Annotated in this window: 15 protein-coding genes and 2 pseudogenes; 11 read left to right on the plus strand and 6 right to left on the minus strand. The window is 63.2% G+C overall.

Features of this window, described 5'->3' with window-relative positions:
• Positions 1-337: 337 nt before the first annotated feature.
• From CQ13_RS25205 to CQ13_RS25225, 5 genes are all read left to right on the plus strand, one after another.
• The gene (locus CQ13_RS25205; protein ID WP_057845536.1) at positions 338-898 is read left to right on the plus strand and encodes a type 1 glutamine amidotransferase domain-containing protein; all 561 of its coding nucleotides are present in this window, start codon (positions 338-340) and stop codon (positions 896-898) included.
• 16 nt (positions 899-914) lie between these two features.
• Positions 915-1,367, plus strand: a complete 453-nt coding sequence (locus CQ13_RS25210) for a PPC domain-containing DNA-binding protein (protein ID WP_057845537.1) — start codon at positions 915-917, stop codon at positions 1,365-1,367.
• Between the two features lie 74 nt (positions 1,368-1,441).
• Entirely contained in the window at positions 1,442-1,933 is a 492-nt protein-coding gene (locus tag CQ13_RS25215; protein ID WP_057845831.1) for a YciE/YciF ferroxidase family protein, read from the plus strand.
• 316 nt (positions 1,934-2,249) lie between these two features.
• The gene (locus CQ13_RS25220; protein WP_057845538.1) at positions 2,250-2,777 is read left to right on the plus strand and encodes a hypothetical protein; all 528 of its coding nucleotides are present in this window, start codon (positions 2,250-2,252) and stop codon (positions 2,775-2,777) included.
• A gap of 93 nt (positions 2,778-2,870) precedes the next feature.
• Positions 2,871-5,591, plus strand: a complete 2,721-nt coding sequence (locus CQ13_RS25225; RefSeq protein ID WP_082637634.1) for a bifunctional diguanylate cyclase/phosphodiesterase — start codon at positions 2,871-2,873, stop codon at positions 5,589-5,591.
• 15 nt (positions 5,592-5,606) lie between these two features.
• Here CQ13_RS25225 and CQ13_RS25230 read toward each other — a convergent pair whose 3' ends face one another.
• The gene (locus CQ13_RS25230; RefSeq protein WP_057845539.1) at positions 5,607-8,060 is read right to left on the minus strand and encodes a hybrid sensor histidine kinase/response regulator; all 2,454 of its coding nucleotides are present in this window, start codon (positions 8,058-8,060) and stop codon (positions 5,607-5,609) included.
• Between the two features lie 56 nt (positions 8,061-8,116).
• Positions 8,117-8,881 (minus strand): thermonuclease family protein, encoded by a 765-nt coding sequence (locus tag CQ13_RS25235; protein WP_057845833.1) that lies wholly within the window; start codon positions 8,879-8,881, stop codon positions 8,117-8,119.
• A gap of 205 nt (positions 8,882-9,086) precedes the next feature.
• Between CQ13_RS25235 and CQ13_RS25240 the strand changes: the two genes are divergently transcribed.
• From CQ13_RS25240 to CQ13_RS25255, 4 genes are all read left to right on the plus strand, one after another.
• Positions 9,087-9,296 (plus strand): hypothetical protein, encoded by a 210-nt coding sequence (locus CQ13_RS25240; RefSeq protein WP_057845540.1) that lies wholly within the window; start codon positions 9,087-9,089, stop codon positions 9,294-9,296.
• A 138-nt stretch (positions 9,297-9,434) separates the two neighbouring features.
• A complete protein-coding gene (locus CQ13_RS25245) occupies positions 9,435-11,450 on the plus strand; it encodes an acetyl-CoA carboxylase biotin carboxylase subunit (protein ID WP_057845541.1) in 2,016 nt (671 codons plus the stop codon).
• 178 nt (positions 11,451-11,628) lie between these two features.
• Entirely contained in the window at positions 11,629-12,498 is an 870-nt protein-coding gene (locus CQ13_RS25250; protein ID WP_057845834.1) for an isocitrate lyase/PEP mutase family protein, read from the plus strand.
• Positions 12,495-12,794, plus strand: a complete 300-nt coding sequence (locus tag CQ13_RS25255) for an acylphosphatase (protein WP_057845542.1) — start codon at positions 12,495-12,497, stop codon at positions 12,792-12,794. Before CQ13_RS25250 ends, CQ13_RS25255 begins: the two co-directional genes overlap by 4 nt.
• Positions 12,795-13,142: 348 nt before the next feature.
• On the opposite strand, the pseudogene CQ13_RS47240 reads toward CQ13_RS25255, so the two are convergent.
• A pseudogene (locus tag CQ13_RS47240) lies at positions 13,143-13,379 on the minus strand (PAS domain-containing protein); the annotation flags it as partial.
• Between the two features lie 10 nt (positions 13,380-13,389).
• Here CQ13_RS47240 and CQ13_RS46835 point away from each other — a divergent pair.
• A pseudogene (locus CQ13_RS46835) lies at positions 13,390-13,493 on the plus strand (DUF1731 domain-containing protein); the annotation flags it as partial.
• Positions 13,494-13,572: 79 nt separating this feature from the next.
• Here CQ13_RS46835 and CQ13_RS25260 read toward each other — a convergent pair.
• Together CQ13_RS25260 and CQ13_RS25265 are read right to left on the minus strand one after the other, a co-directional pair.
• Positions 13,573-15,090, minus strand: coding sequence for a PAS domain-containing sensor histidine kinase (locus CQ13_RS25260; RefSeq protein ID WP_057845543.1), 1,518 nt, complete (start codon positions 15,088-15,090; stop codon positions 13,573-13,575).
• A gap of 83 nt (positions 15,091-15,173) precedes the next feature.
• Positions 15,174-16,028 carry a LysR family transcriptional regulator gene (locus tag CQ13_RS25265; protein ID WP_057845835.1) on the minus strand — a complete coding sequence of 285 codons (855 nt, stop codon included), beginning with the start codon at positions 16,026-16,028 and terminating at the stop codon, positions 15,174-15,176.
• A gap of 116 nt (positions 16,029-16,144) precedes the next feature.
• On the opposite strand from CQ13_RS25265, the gene CQ13_RS25270 reads away from it, so the two are divergent.
• Positions 16,145-16,573 (plus strand): tautomerase family protein, encoded by a 429-nt coding sequence (locus CQ13_RS25270; protein ID WP_057845544.1) that lies wholly within the window; start codon positions 16,145-16,147, stop codon positions 16,571-16,573.
• Between the two features lie 49 nt (positions 16,574-16,622).
• On the opposite strand, the gene CQ13_RS25275 is transcribed toward CQ13_RS25270, so the two are convergent.
• The gene (locus CQ13_RS25275; RefSeq protein WP_057845545.1) at positions 16,623-17,039 is read right to left on the minus strand and encodes a tautomerase family protein; all 417 of its coding nucleotides are present in this window, start codon (positions 17,037-17,039) and stop codon (positions 16,623-16,625) included.
• Positions 17,040-17,060: the final 21 nt, after the last annotated feature.

Genomic DNA, 17,060 nt, shown 5'->3' on the forward strand with positions numbered 1-17,060 from the left:
ATAGCTTGAATCACAACCAAGCCCGGATGAGAATCCTGAATCCCAACAGACCCTAGTCAAGCGATCGCAACGCGCTTCTGGTCAAGCCCCGGCGTCTGGCTTAATCGGATCAGCGCCAAACGTTTTCATCTCGGAATGATAGCATGTTCTGCATTCGAACGTGCGATACTCCAGCCCGTCCGAGCCAAAGCTTTCGATGTGCATTGCAGTCTCCGTCTAATGGGCCTTTCGGGGAATAGCGGGTTCCCGCGGGGGCTCGCCCGCGGGATTCGGATCGACGGGAACGATGCCCTGTAGTGGCGATTGACCGGGAAAGCTCACTCTCAGGGAGCACCCGATGACTCTCGACGGAAAGAAAATTGCTATTCTGGCAACGCACGGCTTTGAACAGTCGGAACTCGAAGTGCCGCGCGATCGGCTGAAAAGGGCCGGGGCTGTTGTCGACGTGGTCTCCCCGGCATCAGGCGAAATCAGGGGATGGGACAAGAAGGACTGGGGACGGCCGGTCGGAGTCGACAAGACGCTCGATCAGGCTTCACCTTCGGACTATGACGCCGTCGTGCTGCCCGGCGGCCAGATCAATCCCGACTTGCTCCGGGTGGAACAGAAGGCGCTCAAGTTCATCAAGGACATTTTCGACGCCGGGAAAACCGTCGCGGCCATATGCCATGCACCGTGGCTCCTGATCGAAACCGGCATCGCCAGGGGACGGAAGGTGACGTCCTACAAGTCGATCAAGACCGATGTCGCCAACGCCGGTGCCAAATGGCAGGACTCGGAGGTCGTGGTCGACCAGGGCGTAATTACGTCCCGCAACCCGGGTGATCTCGAAGCGTTCAGCGCAAAAATCATCGAGGAAGTGAGGGAAGGTCGGCACAACAGGCGCAGCGCAGCCTGAACGAAAGGCGATCATCATGAAGAGCAAGCTCGTCGCCGCCGAAGAGCAGGCGCAGGTTCACGTCGTCGTTCTGGACACGGGCGAGGAGGCGTTTGCCGCGCTCACCCGGTTCGCCGCCGAATCCGGAATTTCCGCGGCCTCGCTGACCGCGATCGGCGCCTTCGAACGGGCGACGGTCGGCTGGTTCGACGTCGCCGCAAAGAACTACCGGAAGATCGAGGTCGACGAGCAGTGCGAAGTCCTCAGCGCGATCGGCGATGTTGCCGCCGGCGACGACGGCAAGCCCAGCCTGCACGTTCACGTCGTGCTTGGCCTAGCCGATGGCTCGACGCGCGGCGGTCATCTGCTGGCAGCAACCGTCAGGCCGACGCTCGAAGTGATCTTGACCGAAGCGCCGGCAGCGCTTCGACGCAAGAAGAGGCCCGACCTCGGAATTGCCCTGATCGATCTTGCCGCCGGGAGCGGGTAGCGCCTCCGACGAACGCCTTTAGGAACCAAATCATTCGGTCCCATGTTGTCAGCGCACCATCAATGGAGGACGCCATGCCGGACAAAGACCTCAATGAATTATTCCTGGATACTCTCAAGGACATCTATTACGCCGAGAAGCAGATCCTGAAGGCGCTGCCAAAAATGGCGAAGGCTGCCACCTCGGACAAGCTGCGGGCCGCCTTCGAAAAGCACCACCAAGAGACCGAGGAGCAGGTCGAAAGGCTGGAAGAGATATTCGAGCTTCTCGGCAAGCCAGCGCGCGGCAAGAAGTGCGAAGCGATCGAGGGCATCATCGATGAAGGCAAAGACATCATGGAGCAGTATGCCGACACGCCCGCGCTCGACGCCGGCCTGTTGGCCGCCGCCCAGTCGGTCGAGCATTACGAGATTTCTCGTTACGGCACCCTGAAAGCCTGGGCACAAAAGCTCAACAATCCGCAAGCCGTGAAGCTGATCGATCAGACGCTCGCCGAAGAGAAGAAGACGGACGAAATCCTGACCAAGATCGCGGAGACCGAGGTCAATTACGAGGCCGCGGCCTAGAGCCGCTCGTTCTACTGCGTCATAGCTGCTCAAATTAAAGAAGCCCCGCCAACTCTGGTTATGGGATTGCGGGGCTCGAGTTCGACGTTTGGGGAAGGAAAACCCGGAGCGCGCTCGATTGCTGCTGTATTTGCTTCGCAGGAGCGTCTCACAGTTCCCTCCGGAGTTCGAGACCGCAAGGAGACACGGCAGAAAAACGCGCGCCCAGGTAGTGGGTCAAACAGATTATTTGCGCGCCGGGCGCCAGCGTAAGCAAACGTTTAGCCGCAGTCCGTACAATACCGGCATCAATTTCTGCATTAACCTCTGGTTAGTCATGCGCCTTCTGCCGATGAAAGAGCCGGACAGGTCCTGGCGGTCGATCAAGGGCCAGTGGAAGAAGGACGCCGAAAGCGTCGGCGAGGACTTTTCGACCTTTTCGACGGGAAGCTATGCAGCCTATGACGGGTTGACCAAGGAAGGCGATCACCCCAGCCTGTACTGCCTGTCCGACGGCGAGCGCATCCACGCGGCCTGCCAGGTCAGCCGCCTGATGATGAGCAAATTCCCGGATCCCATCCTCCGCGCGCGCTTCATCGTGGTGTCGCCGGTTTACGAACTTGGCATCGCCGATGCCGGCCAGTACGCCCAGACGATGGTGGCGCTGTTCTCGGGCATCGTATGGCTGTCGAGGGATACGATGTCGGCGAGCCACATCCGGTTTTTCCTGCGCAGTCCCGGAGACTCGCAGTTCTTTGCGGCGCTGCAGGCGTCGACGCCGGGCTCGCTGTTTTCGAAATTCACGATCGACGGGGCGCTGATCGAGTGCAGTCTCAAGGAAGACGAGATGGCGGAATCCGCCTGATTCCGCGGTCGCTTTAACCTCCCGATAACTCATTTTGCTAACGCCCCCTTGGCTTGTGGTCCCTACAACACGCGCCTGTTGGGGGCAGCGAGAATGCTGAATGATCTATCGGACGACATCATCGCGGAAAGCCAGCCGCTGTTCGGTGGCGGCATGCCGTGGCGGGCCAGGCTGGGCGCGATCCAGTGGCTGATCCTGAGTGCCGCGGGGCTCGTGATCGCGATCATGCTCGGCACCGGCTATTTCGCCATGCAATACCGCGAGCGGGCGCTGGAAGTCGCCGAGCGCGAACTCGGCAATAGCGCGCTCCTGCTGTCACGGCATTTCGACCAGCAACTGAACGATCTCCAGCATGTGCATGAGGACGTCGTATCCGGCATGCGGGCCGACGGGGTCGATACGTCGGAAGAATTCGAACAAAGGATGTCGACCTTGAGCGCGCACGAGATGCTGCGCAGCAAGCTTTCGGCACTGCCCCATGTCGGCGCGCTGAACCTGTGGAACGTCGAGGGATGGCTGATCAATTCCTCCGAGACGTGGCCGGTCCCCGATCTCAGCATCGCGGACCGTCAATACTTCAAGGAGTTCACGTCGGGAAAACCGACCACCGATGTGATCGTCGAGCCGGTCGTCAGCAAGGTGACGAGAAACTGGACCACGCTATTTGCGCGCAAGATCGTCGGCCGCAATGGCGAGATCATCGGATATGCCAGCCGCGGCGTTGAACCGTCGCATTTCGAGGCCTTTGTCGGATCGCTGGAGCTCAACAGCGATACCGCGATCTCGATGGTTCACCGCAACGGCACCATCATTGCCCGCTATCCGAAGGACGACAGCCTGATCGGCTTCAATGTCGCCGGAAGCGAAGCCTTTCAACGCGCGCTGGCCGTGGATGGCAACATATCCGGGCGCTTCACGAGTGCAAGGCTGGCGGAGGACAAGGTCGGCGCGGTCAAGTCGCTCATGCACTTCCCGATCCTGATCGTGGCGACCACCCGAACGCAGGCTGCGTTGGCCGACTGGCGGGCGCAGACGAGGCTGCAATTTTTCGCGGCGGCCCTGGCGGTCATCGTCGTGATCGGCATGGTCTTCCTGATCGTGCGTCAGCTCCGCCGCCAGCATGCCGCCGCGCAGCGCAAGCTTTCGGAGAAGAGCCGGCATCTCGACACCGCCATCAACAACATGACGCAGGGCCTGCTGCTGTTCGATTCCTCGGGCCGTCTCGTGATCTGCAACAGGCGCTATATCGATATGTTCGGGCTCTCGCCGGAGGTCGTCAAACCCGGCTGTCATCTGCGCGACCTGATCCGGCACCGTCAGGAACGCGGCTCCTTTCTCGGCGACGTCGACGCGTATTGCGACCGCTTCCTCGATCCCAACGGCAGCCTGGTTCAGGACACCGTGACCTCGACACCGGACGGGCGCACGATCCGGCTGATCTTCAAGCGGTCGGCGGACGGCGGCTGGGCCGCGACGCTGGAAGACGTCACCGAAGGGCGGCGCGACCAGGCCAGGATCGAATATCTCGCTCATTACGACGCGCTGACCAATCTGCCGAACCGGACCCTGTTCCAGCGCCACGCGGAGGGACTGCTGCTGGAAACCGAGGGACGCGAGTTCGCGATCCTCTATATCGACATCGACGAGTTCAAGCGCATCAATGACACGCTGGGACATCTGATCGGCGACGAGTTCCTGAAGGGCGTGGCGGAGCGGTTGCGCCAGTCGGTTGGCCCTGAGGATTTCATCGCCCGCCTCGGCGGGGACGAATTCGCTATCCTTCAGCACGATATCAAGAGCGCCGAGGACGTTCACGCGCTGGTCGCGCGGACCTATCAAGCGCTGCGTACCCCGTTCGACTGCCATGGCCATCAGCTTTCCAGCGATGCCAGCATCGGCATCGCGATTGCCCCGCGCGACGGCTCGGACCTTTTCGATCTCCTGAAGAACGCCGATCTCGCGATGTATGCGGCGAAGGCCGCCGGCCGCAGGACCTATCGCTTCTTCGATCCGGAGATGGAGCAGCAGGCCAATCACCGCCGCGAGCTTGAGGCGGATTTGCGCGTGGCGCTGGTGCAGGGCGGGTTCGAACTGCACTATCAGCCGCAGGTCGATCTGCACGGCGATTGCGTCACCGGCTGCGAGGCGCTATTGCGCTGGCGGCATCCGGTGCGCGGCATGATCTCGCCCGCCGATTTCGTGCCGGTCGCCGAGGAGACCGGCCTGATCGAGGAGATCGGGCAATGGGTGTTGCGCACCGCCTGTGCCGAAGCCGCAACCTGGCCGGCCCATATCCGCATCGCCGTCAACGTCTCGCCGATCCAGTTCCGGTCGGAAACGCTGTCGGTGAAAGTCGCGGCTGTCCTTTCCGAGACCGGACTCGATCCGCGCCGGCTGGAGCTGGAGATCACGGAAGCCGTCCTGATGGCCGACGACGACGCCGCGCTCGTGGCGCTGAATCAGCTCCGCGCGCTCGGCATTCACATCGCGCTCGACGATTTCGGCACCGGCTATTCCTCGCTGCAATATCTGCAGCGCTTCCCGTTCGACAAGATCAAGATCGACCGCTCCTTCGTCAAGGAAGTGACGCGCAACTCCTCGTCGGCCTCGATCATCCGTGCGGTGGTCAGCATCGCCGCCGACCGCGACATGATCACGACTGCCGAAGGCGTCGAGACGTTGCAGCAGCGCGAGACCGTACAGAGTCTCGGATGCACGCAGATGCAGGGCTATCTGTTCAGTGCCGCGCGCCCTGCCCAGGAAATCCGCGCGCTCTTGGCACCGGGGAAGGCTGGCGTCGAGGCCGCGGCGTAGGCGTTTATGCCCTAATTAGCGGCGCGCCTCGGAAATCGCCTTCCTGAGAATTCGCGACAGCAGTTCCACTGAATAGGGTTTCTGGATCAGCTCGAAGCCGCGGTGGGCGCTTTCCGCCAGCACGTTGCTGTAGCCGCTGGTCAGGACCACGGGCAGGCCGGGATAGCGTTCGCGCACGATGCCGGCGAGCTCGACGCCGTTCATCCCGGGCATGATGACGTCGGAAAACACCAGGTCGGCGGAAAATTCGTCCTCGGCCAGGATTGCGAGCGCGGCGTCCGCGCTGGCGACACGGCGCACGGTGTAGCCGAGATCTTCCAACAGTTCGGTGGAGAACTGGCCGACGTCGTCATTGTCCTCGACGACGAGGACGCGGTAGCCGCGGCCGCGGGCTGCGGGCTCGCTGGCGGTCGCGGCGGCTTCGCTCGTATCGGCCGGCACCGCGGCCTGCGGCAGATAGATCGTGAACGTCGCGCCCTGGCCGGGCTCACTTGCAACTGCGATATCGCCGTCGGATTGCTTGGCAAAACCGAACGCTTGGCTCAGCCCAAGGCCGGTGCCCTTGCCGACTTCCTTGGTGGTGAAGAACGGCTCGAAGATCGTCTCGAGCAGGGCAGGGGCAATGCCGCAGCCGGTGTCGGTCACGGTGATGGCGACGAAGTCGCCGCCGCGGGCGGGCTGGGCACGCAGCGGCGGAATCGCATCCACCTTGCGGACCTGAATGGTCAGCCGGCCCTCGCTGTCCATGGCATCGCGGCTGTTGACGGCGAGATTCATCAGCGCGGTTTCGAACTGCGCGACGTCGGCGATTGCGAAACAACTGAGATCGGCGATTTCGACGTCGATCCTGATCCGGGCACCGACGAGGGGACGGATCAATTGCGCGACGGACTCGACCTGGGTGCTGACGTTGAACACCTGCGGCTTGAGCGGCTGCCTGCGGGCGAACGCCAGCAATTGTCCGGTCAGCTTGGAGGCGCGCTCCACGGTCTCGGCGATCGCGTCGATGTAGCGCCGGCGCCGCTCTTCCGGCAACTCGCGGCGGCGCAGGAAATCGGTCGCGGAGCGGATGATGGTCAACAGGTTGTTGAAATCGTGCGCCACGCCGCCAGTCAACTGTCCGACCGCTTCCATTTTCTGCGACTGGCGCAGCGCTTCCTCGCCCTGGCGGCGCTCGGTGACGTCGATGGCCTCCGGCACCGCGCCGATGACGGTGCCGTGCCGGTCGTGCAGCGGGCGCATCGCGAAATCGAAATAGCGGTCGCCGATCGGCAGGTGCAGCAGCATTTCAATCTTGACCTCTTCGCCCTGCATGACCGTGATGAAGGCGTCGCGGACGGCGTCGCGCATGCCGGGGGTCGCGGCAAACCATGGCGTTTCCCAGAACGGCTGGCCGACCACCGCGCCGGCGTCGGCGCGGATGCCGGCCAACGCCGTCCTGTTGGCATAAAGCACCTCGCCATGCTGGTTGAGCAACGCCTGATATTGATGGCTGGTCTCGAAGATCGCCCGCATCTGGGCTTCGCTGGATTCGAGCTGCGCCGTCCGCTCCGTGATCCGCAGTTCGAGAATTTCGTTCAGCCGGCGCAGATCGTGCTCGGCCTGCTTGGCCGAGGTGACGTCGTGGGCAACGCCGATGAAGCCGATGTGCTTGCCGGTCGGACCCCAGCGCGGCTGGGATTCCGAGCGCAGCCACCGCCATTCGCCGTCAGCGCGCTGATAGCGGGCCTCCAGCACGAACGGCTTGAGCGAAGCTTCGCCGGCGATTGATTCCTGCACGACGCGTTGCTGATCGTCCGGATGCAGCCTTTTGCGCCAGTCGAACACAATGGCTTCCTCGAACGGCAGTCCAAGGAAATCGACATAGGCCTGGTTGGCGAAGGAACGCGTGCGGTCGAGCTTGGTGACCCAGATCGGGACCGGCGCGCTGTTGGCGATCAGGCGGAAGCGCTCCTCGCTTTCGCGCAAGGTTGCCTGCGCCAGCATCTGATCGGTGACGTCGCAATCGGCGCCGACGAGGCGCAGCGCGCGGCCGTCGGCCTCGCGCTCGATCTTGGCGACGACGCGGATCCAGCGGACCGCGCCGTCGTTGGGCCGCACGATGCGGTATTCGGCCGAATAATCCTCGCTCTGGCTTTTCAATACGCCGAACAGGTGCTGGACCGTTCGCTCGCGATCCTCGGGATGGATTCGACTGACCCATTCCTCATAGGTCTCGTTGGCCGCCTCGGGCGGCAGCCCGTGCACGATAAGATATTCGGGGGAGCGGCGGTTCTTGACGCCGTCACGGAAATCGATTTCGAGACCGCCGACGCCGGCGATGCGCTGGATACGCGCCAGCTCCGCTTCGCGCTCCTGCAAAGCACGATGGGCTCTGTCGCGCTCGCTTGCGATTTCCTGCAGATATTGCCGCAAGCGCTCGGCGGCGGCAGCTTCAGGCAGGAGGTTCGTAGTGTCGGAAGGTGTCATGCGTGCCGGCAACCTCTGGCGGCACTTTCACACAAGAGCCGGCGCGTTAGCCAGCCTCATTTGCTTTTGGTGGTTGACCGGCAGTTATAGGCCCTGCGGAACCCGGCGGCCTGCGCATCTTCCTCGGAACAGAACCAGCGATCCGGCCTGGTCAGTCCCGGATAGGAGCGGCATGCCTGCAGATGGTAGATGCCAAGGTTCCCGGTGACGCGCGCGCGTACCGCGTACTTGCCCTTGATGTTGCAATTCGCCGGCATGATGAGATCCTCGGGGAACAGCGCCTCGCGGATTTCGCGGTCGCGATCGGCGCGGCACGCGGCGCCGAGCAGGGGGCCATCTTTCTTCCCGGCGCGGAACTCGCGCGGCGCGACGAAGCAGCCTTTCCAGAGTCCCTGGCGGTCGTCCTTGGCGCGGGCTTCGTCCACCGTGAAGCGCCCGCTGGCGGAGGCTTCGACATTCAGGGCAAACCCCTTGCGGATCAGCAACTGGCTGAGACTGGTGGTGTCGCCCTCGATCTTGCATACGCCGATGCGCCGTTTCTTGAACGAGGGATCGGGACCCAGATCGTCGCAGCGGACCTGTTTGCCGCCGATCAACTTGGTCAGTTGATCGCGCGCCTCGATCCCGCAGGTCCAGCTATCGGCGTGTTCGTCGATGCAGAGCTGATCGGCGGTGGGCACCTCGATGCCGTCGAGGCGATAGGTAACATTGCCTAGCTGAAGCGTGCTGCCATCGCGGATGATGGCAGTGGCAGCCAAACTCTGGCTGGCTGGAAGGACGATCGACAGCAACGCCGCAACCAGAAAAATTCTTGACCGCATCTGTTTCATTTTGAAATCAATTCCACACCCGCGAGCGCCTTCTAGCATAAGCCGACGTGATTGAACCAAGATGCCGACGCTAATGGCGAAGCAAACCAGGTTGGGGAAAAGCCGAGAGCGCAGTTGCGACCGGACGACAGCGACCATTGACTTCACAAGAACAAAATAAGAACATAAAACCCCTCGCTCAACACGGAATATTGCCATGTCGTCCTCTTCACAGCCGAAGTCCGAAGAGAACGGCGAGCTGGAAGCCGCTGTAGATCAGGCGATTTCTGTCTGTGGTGGGGATATGAGGGCGACGATCCGCGCATTGATCGTGGCCAACGAATATCTGGAATCCGAGGTCGGCGAGCTGATGAAAGCGGTATCCCACGCCTATGCGCGGGGCCGCTTCAACTCCTATTCCGGCTGAATTACCGCCGGGCGGCCCCGCGAAGCCGGTACGAGACCGTTGCCTCCATCGATTTTTGCTGTACGACGGGTGTGTTACCCGCGTCCCGCATGTCTCATTGCGGGGGAGGATCCCGCCCAAAGCTCAAGCAAGAAGAACATGTTCAAGAGAATTCTGATCGCAAATCGCGGCGAGATCGCCTGCCGGGTCATCAAGACTGCGCGCCGTATGGGGATCGAGACGGTCGCGGTGTATTCCGAAGCGGACCGCGATGCGCTCCACGTCGAAATGGCGGACAAGGCCGTGCTGATCGGCCCGCCGGCGGCGGCTGAGAGCTATCTGTTGATCGACCGGATTATCGATGCCTGCCGCAAGACCGGCGCAGAGGCGGTGCATCCCGGTTATGGCTTTCTTTCCGAGCGCGAGACGTTTCCGCGCGAGCTCGCCAAGGCGGGTATCGTCTTCATCGGCCCCAACCCCGGCGCCATTGCCGCGATGGGCGACAAGATCGAATCCAAGAAAGCCGCCGCGAAGGCAAAAGTCTCGACCGTGCCGGGACATCTCGGTGTGATCGAGGACGAAAAGCACGCGGTGAAGATCGCCGACGAGATCGGCTACCCCGTGATGATCAAGGCCTCCGCCGGCGGCGGCGGCAAGGGCATGCGGATCGCGCATTCGAAGAAGGAAGTCGCCGAGGGCTTCAATCTCGCCAAGGCTGAGGCCAAATCCTCGTTCGGCGACGACCGCGTCTTCATCGAAAAGTTCATCGTCGATCCCCGCCACATCGAAATACAGGTGCTTGGCGACAAGCATGGCAATGTGATCCATCTCGGCGAGCGCGAATGCTCGATCCAGCGCCGTAACCAGAAGGTCATCGAGGAAGCGCCGTCGCCGCTGCTCGACGAAACCACCCGCCGCAAGATGGGTGAGCAGGCAGTGGCACTGGCGAAGGCGGTGAGTTACGATTCGGCCGGCACCGTCGAATTCGTCGCCGGCCAGGACAAGAGCTTTTACTTCCTGGAGATGAACACCCGTCTGCAGGTCGAGCATCCCGTCACCGAACTGGTCACGGGCATCGACCTGGTCGAGCAGATGATCAGGGTCGCGGCCGGCGAGAAGCTTTCCATCGCTCAGAAGGACGTCACGCTGACCGGCTGGGCCGTGGAATCGCGCGTCTATGCCGAGGATCCCTTCCGCAACTTCCTGCCGTCGATCGGCCGGCTGGTGAAATACCGGCCGCCGGCGGAAGCGAGCCAGGACGGCGTTACCATCCGCAACGACACCGGCGTGCAGGAGGGCGGCGAGATCTCGATCCATTACGATCCGATGATTGCCAAGCTCGTGACGCACGCGCCGTCGCGGGCCGCCGCGATCGAGGCACAGGCCACGGCGCTCGACGCGTTCTACGTCGACGGCATCAGGCACAACATTCCGTTCCTGTCAGCGTTGATGAACCATCCGCGCTGGCGCGAAGGCAAACTTTCCACCGGCTTCATATCAGAGGAATTTCCAAAAGGGTTTTCGGCGCGTCCGCCGGAAGGCGAGATCGCGAGGCGGCTGGCCGCCGTGGGTGCCGCGATCGATCACGTGCTCGGCGAGCGCAAGCGCCAGATTTCCGGTCAGTTGACCGGCCGCCTGGTGCAGCGTGAACGCCGCCGCGCGGTGTGGCTCGACCGCGACGAAATCGCGCTCGATGTGGCGCGGGAGGCCGACGGCATCGCGGTGCGTTTCATCGGCGCCGATGGCCTGCCCGGCAATCCGCACAACCTGATCTCGGCCTGGACGCCGGGCGAGCCGGTCTGGCACGGCACCATCGACGGCCACTTGGTCGCAATGCAGGTGCGCGCGATCCCGAACGGCTTCCGTCTCGCGCATCAGGGCTTTGAAGTTGCAGTCAACGTCTTCACTGAAAGCGAGGCGGCTGCCGCGCGGCTGATGCCCGTGAATTCGGCCGCCGACACCGGCAAGAAGCTGCTGTGCCCGATGCCCGGGCTCGTGGTGTCGATTGCGGTCGCCGAAGGGCAGGAGGTCAAGTCCGGCGAGACATTGGCCGTGGTCGAGGCGATGAAGATGCAGAACGTGTTGCGCGCCGAACGCGACGGCACCGTGAAGAAGATCCATGCCGCGGCCGGCGCCACACTGGCGGTGGACGCGTTGATTTTGGAGTTTGCGTAGAAGCAACCCTGTCATTGCCTGCGACAAATGCGAAGCGTTTGCGCAAGGGAGCGTCAGCGACGAAGCTATCCACACGTCCTTTCGCTGCACGATGGATTGCTTCGCGGAGCCTGTCATCCGGCGGCGCTTTGCGCCGACCGGGTGGCTCGCAATGACGGTAGATAGAACTGAGGGCACCATGGCTTTCCGTCAGCGCCGAGAGAGATTGCGTTCCATCCTCGCCGGCTCCGCCTGCATCCGGCCGGGATCGGTCTATGACGCGACCTCGATCCGCATTGCCGAAGACCTCGGCTTCGAGCTCGGCATGTTCGGCGGCTCGGTGGCCTCGCTTGCCGTTCTCGGCGATCCCGATATTGCGCTGATCACACTGACGGAGCTGGCCGAGCAGATGCGGCGGATGTCGCGCGCCTCGACACTGCCGGTGCTGGTCGACGCCGACCACGGCTACGGCAATGCGCTCAACGTTCGCCGCACCGTTCAGGAACTCGAGGCTGCCGGCGCCGCTGGCCTCACGATCGAGGATACGCTCTTGCCGCCAGCATTCGGGCAGGCCGGAACGCAATTGATTCCGCTGGAGGAGGGCGTCGGCAAGATGAAAGCCGCGCTTGATGGCCGCAGCGATCCCTCGCTGATCATCATGGGCCGCACCGGCGCAGTGTCCGTCACCGGTCTTGACGACACCATTGAACGTGCGAGGGCGTATGAGGCCACCGGCGTCGATGCGCTGTTCTTCACAGGCATCAAGAGCCGGGGCGAGCTGGAAACGATTTCCGCCGCGACGAGATTGCCGATCGTGCTCGGTGGTGCGCCTGAGGACATGACGGCGCTGGATTATCTCGCCGGGCAGCGCGTGCGGATCGCGCTGCAGGGCCACGCGCCATTCGCCGCCGCAACGCAGGCCGTCTACCAGACGCTGAAGGCGTTGCGTGAGGGAACCTCGCCGAAAAATTTGAACGGCCTTGCGTCTGCCGAGTTGACCAGCCGGGCCATGCGCGACGCCGAAGTAAAGGCGCGCGCCGGCGCATTTCTCGGGTTGAAGAATAAATGAGCGATGCAATTCGTCATGTCACGATAAGCGGCCGGGTGCAGGGCGTCGGCTATCGCGCCTGGGTCGACGACACGGCACGGGCGCGCGATCTCGAAGGCTGGGTACGCAACCGCAGGGACGGCCGTGTCGAGGCGGTGTTCGCAGGTCCCGCGGAGCCGGTGACCGCAATGATCTCGGCTTGCCGGCGAGGACCGTCGTCGGCGCGGGTCGAGGCGGTACAGGACGACGCCGGCAATCCCGAGATGCTGAAGCTGCGGCGGGCAGGCGAGCGGTTCTCGGTGCTGCCGACGATATAACGTCGGTGCCTGCTTGAACCAGGGCCCGTTCGCGGGGCGCCTCCGACCTTGACCCGACCCAGTCGCCAATGGCCTATTCGGAGATCGAACGCGCAGAGCGAATATCAACCATCCGACTGGCGGAGACGGGCGACGGACACTCCTATTGGAAAATCGTGGAGTAGGTCCGGCGTCGGCTTTTCGCGTCCAGCAAAGCGGATAATCAGCGAGCTGGTTTTGCACAGCTAGATAGCACCTCGGCGCCCTGGCTAATGCGTCCGTTCGCCCGGCGCGAATTCGCCGTCGTGCTGGAGGGAGGCGCTGTCGACATATTGCAAGATCCTCCATCCGCTTGCGTTCAGTGACATCGCGGATGACGCAGAGGAATTCCGTTCGCGCCGGGTCGCTGGTTGCGGAGGCCATCTTGAACTTGCTTTCCACCCACGCCAGCGTCCCGTCGCCCCGATAGTGCCGAAACACGACCGTGCTGACGCTATCGGCGCCGTCGATCCGGGTGGTCGCCGCTTTGACGCTCTCCCTGTCGTCCGGATGGACCAGGTCTAAGCATGACTTGCCGAGCAGGTCTTTTGGACGCAAGCCCAGCACCGGCTCGGCCGAGCTCTTGCTTGGCGGCCAGCGCGTGTTGCCGAACAAGGCGCTCAGCAACGGTTTTGTGTTCCGGCACGAAAGCTGCGCAGCGCCTTCAAGGCGATCTTGTGAGGAGGGTGAGATGTGCTCCGATACCCGTTCTCGCGCGATGAAAGGGTGGCTCGCCGCATCGGACAGCAAGCGCTGCAAATCACCGCGGCAGTTTCGCGATCGCCTGGCTGAGTTCGTGGATTTCGTAGGGCTTGCGCAGAATCGGAAAGTCGCCGCGCGCGTTCCGCGCGGAATCGCTATAGCCGCTGGTCAGGAGGATCGGCAGTCCGGGTCTGACGGCTTTCAAGTGGCGCGCCAGACCGAGGCCGTCCATTTTGCCGGGCATCACGATGTCGGAGAAGACGAGGTCTATTCCGTCGAGCTCGATTTCGCGCAACGCGGCTTCGGCGCTCGCTACCCTGCGCACGGTGTAGCCGAGCTGTTCGAGCAGCCCGGTGCTGACGGCTGCGACATCAGGATTGTCCTCCACCAGCAGCACGGTGCCGCTTCCGCCGGTTTCGACCGCGTCGACATCTCCGGCAGCGTCAGCGGGCTCCTTTCGCGGCAGCAGGATCGTGATCGTCGTGCCCTTGCCGAGTTCGCTCGCCACCTCGACCGTTCCGCCGGCCTGGTGGGCGAAGCCGTGAACCTGCGATAGTCCGAGACCAGTGCCCTTGCCGATCGGCTTGGTGGTGAAGAAGGGATCGAAGATCTTGCCGAGCACATCGGGCGCGATGCCGGTGCCGGTATCTCTCACCGAGATCGCGACATATTCCGTATAGGCCTCGCCTGGCATGTCGTTGTGCGCCGATATCGTGATGACGCCGCCGCCGGTCATGGCATCGCGCGCGTTGATGACGAGGTTGACCAGCGCCGTCTCGAACTCGGTGACGTCAACCATCACCGGCCAGACGCCCGGGTCGATGTCGAGCTGCAAGGTCACCGCGCTGCCGACGCCGCTGTCGAGCACCTCATGCATCGCATCGATCCGTTCGGCGACGTCGACGACCTGCGGATTTACGCTCTGCCGCCGCGCGAATGTCAGCAACTGGCTGGTGAGGGAAGCGCCGCGTTTGGTCGCTCCTTCGATCGCCGATAGCGCCCGCAGGCACCTGGGATCGTTGCCCACCGCTTTCTTCAACGTGTGAAGACTGCCGCTGACGATCATGAGAAGATTATTGAAATCGTGTGCCACGCCGCCGGTCAGTTGGCCGAGCGCATCGAGCTTCTGCGATTCCGCGAGCTGCTGGTGCATCCGTTCGAGCTTGAGCTGGGCTTCGCGTCGTTCGGTAATGTCCCGGGTGATCTTGGCGAAGCCGACGAGCTCGCCGTCCTCGTAAATCGGGTCGATGACGACGCTGGCCCAGAAGGACGTGCCGTCCTTGCGAACGCGCCAGCCATCTTCCTCGTAGCGGCCCTGTTCCCGAGCAATCCGCAAGGCGCGAAGCGGCTTGCCATTCGCGCGATCGACTTCGGTATAAAAGCAGGAAAAATGCTGTCCGATGATTTCGGCGGGCGCGTAACCCTTGATCCGCTGGCCGCCGATGTTCCAGCTCGTGATGATTCCGGTCGGATCCAGCATGTAAAGCGCGTAGTCAGAAACGCCTTCAACCAAAAGGCGGAAATTGCGTTCGCTTTCGAATAGATCCCTTTGCTGCTGCTGATCCTTTTTGAACATCCGACCTGCCCATTTTAACTGGCGCAAACGCTCGTCCTGCCGATTGGTTCCACGGCCATTGGGCTTTTTGACGAAATGGTGGGTTACCGCGCCGCGGCCACGCTTTTGAACGTCGCCGCTAGCGTCCGCAGCGCCGCGAGCTTGGCCGGGTCGCTGACCTTCGAGTGCAGCATCACCTTCGAGGAAGCGAGCCGCGGCAGTCCTTCAGCCGGCCCGATATCGACCAGGCCCGGTGGCGCGATCCGGTGGGCCAGCGGCGCTACCGCGAGGCCTGCCAATGCCGCGGCGGCCACGGCGGTGACACCGCCGCCGACAAAGCTCTCGCTCCAGGCGATGCCGGCCTTGTCCAGGGCACGGACCGCGAGCGCGCGAACGCCGCAGGGCGGCGCCAGCATCGCCAGCGGCAGCGTCTCGCCGCGGCGCCAGGCCAGAGCTTTGGCGGCAAACCAGCCGAAGCCGTCTTCAGTCAGCTTCTCGCCGCCGCGGCGGCTGCCTTCCTGGCGGACCACCACGGCATCGAATTCGCCGGCATCATAGGCGTCGAGTATCTGGCGCGAGAAGCCGATGGTTACGGAAAGCGCCAGTTGCGACGACACCGCATGCAGCCGTTCGAGCAACGGCACCAGTTCGAGGCCTGCGGCGTGATCGGAGATCCCGAGCGACAATTGCGGACGCGTGGGCTTGTCGCCCGACAGCGCACGGTCATGCGCCTCGATCAAAGCGCGGGCGTGCGGCAGGAACGCAGCGCCCGCGGCGGTCAGCGCGACGGTGCGCGGCGAGCGCTCGACAAGCCGCCGGCCCACCACGCTCTCCAGCCGCTGCAGCTTCATGCTAACGGCGGCCTGCGTCGTGCCAAGCGCTTCGGCGGCGCGGGTAAAGCCTTGCAGTTCGGCGACCAGCAGAAACGCCTGCACCGTATCGATATCCAGCGTGCTCACGGCATCATCAACATGAGTTATCATTGATATGAGTAAAGATAAGGTACCAAAATGATGGCCGCGGGTCTAGCTAAAGGGAAGCGCAATGCCAGCGCGCCAACTCAAGGAGAACGACCATGCCGCTCATCACCGTCACCTATTCCAGCGTGCGCAACGAGCCGTCGCTGAAGGCCGAGATTGCGTCCGCTGTCAGCGATCTCACCGCGCGAATTCTGCGCAAGGATCCGAAGGTCACTGCCGTCATCGTGAAGTCGGTCGATGCCGCCGACTGGTTCGCCGGCGGCAAGTCGCTCGCCGAGCAGAGCCTCGCCAGCTTCTGGCTCGACGTTCACGTCAGCGAGGGCACCAACACCAAGGACGAGAAGGCGGCCTATCTCGCCGCGCTATTCCAGCGCATGGGCGAATTGCTCGGGCCGTTGCACGAGGAGAGCTACGCCCATATCGATGAAGTGAAGGGCGATGCTTACGGCTTCGGCGGCCTCACCCAGGAGCGCCGCTACATCGCCGGCCAGCTCGAAGTCGCGCCGCGGAAGGCCGCCGCGTGAAGATCGCCTGACGAGCGGACGGCGCGCGGCGCCGTCGGCTCGGCTGCTGCTAGCGGGCGGACGCAGGGCTGGTTGCCAGCGGCGTGTGGTGATCGCCGTATGCAAGGCCGCGTCCGAGTGACCAGTCCACCGGCGTATTTTCGGAGAGCGAGATCATGATGTCGTCTGCGGAAAATCCGGCGCCGACGGCCCGATCCGTGATCCGCCGAAACAGGTTCTTCTTCTGATCGACGGTGCGCCCTGCGAGAAACAGAATCTCGATGATCGACGCATCCGGTGTGCGCGCGACATCCGGGAACGTCGGGTCAATGAACATCATTTCGCGCGCGTAGGTCGAAACGAGCTGAAACCGATCCTTGGGCGGCACGCCGCAGGTCTCGACGAGACCCTCGTGCACGGCGTCGGCAAGGGCGCGAATTCTGGCCGGCGCAAGATGGGCCGGAACGGCGATGCGGGCGAGGGGCATGGGAAGACCTCCAAATTGCTG

Origin of the sequence: Bradyrhizobium retamae, assembly GCF_001440415.1 — a bacterium.
GTDB lineage: Bacteria > Pseudomonadota > Alphaproteobacteria > Rhizobiales > Xanthobacteraceae > Bradyrhizobium > Bradyrhizobium retamae.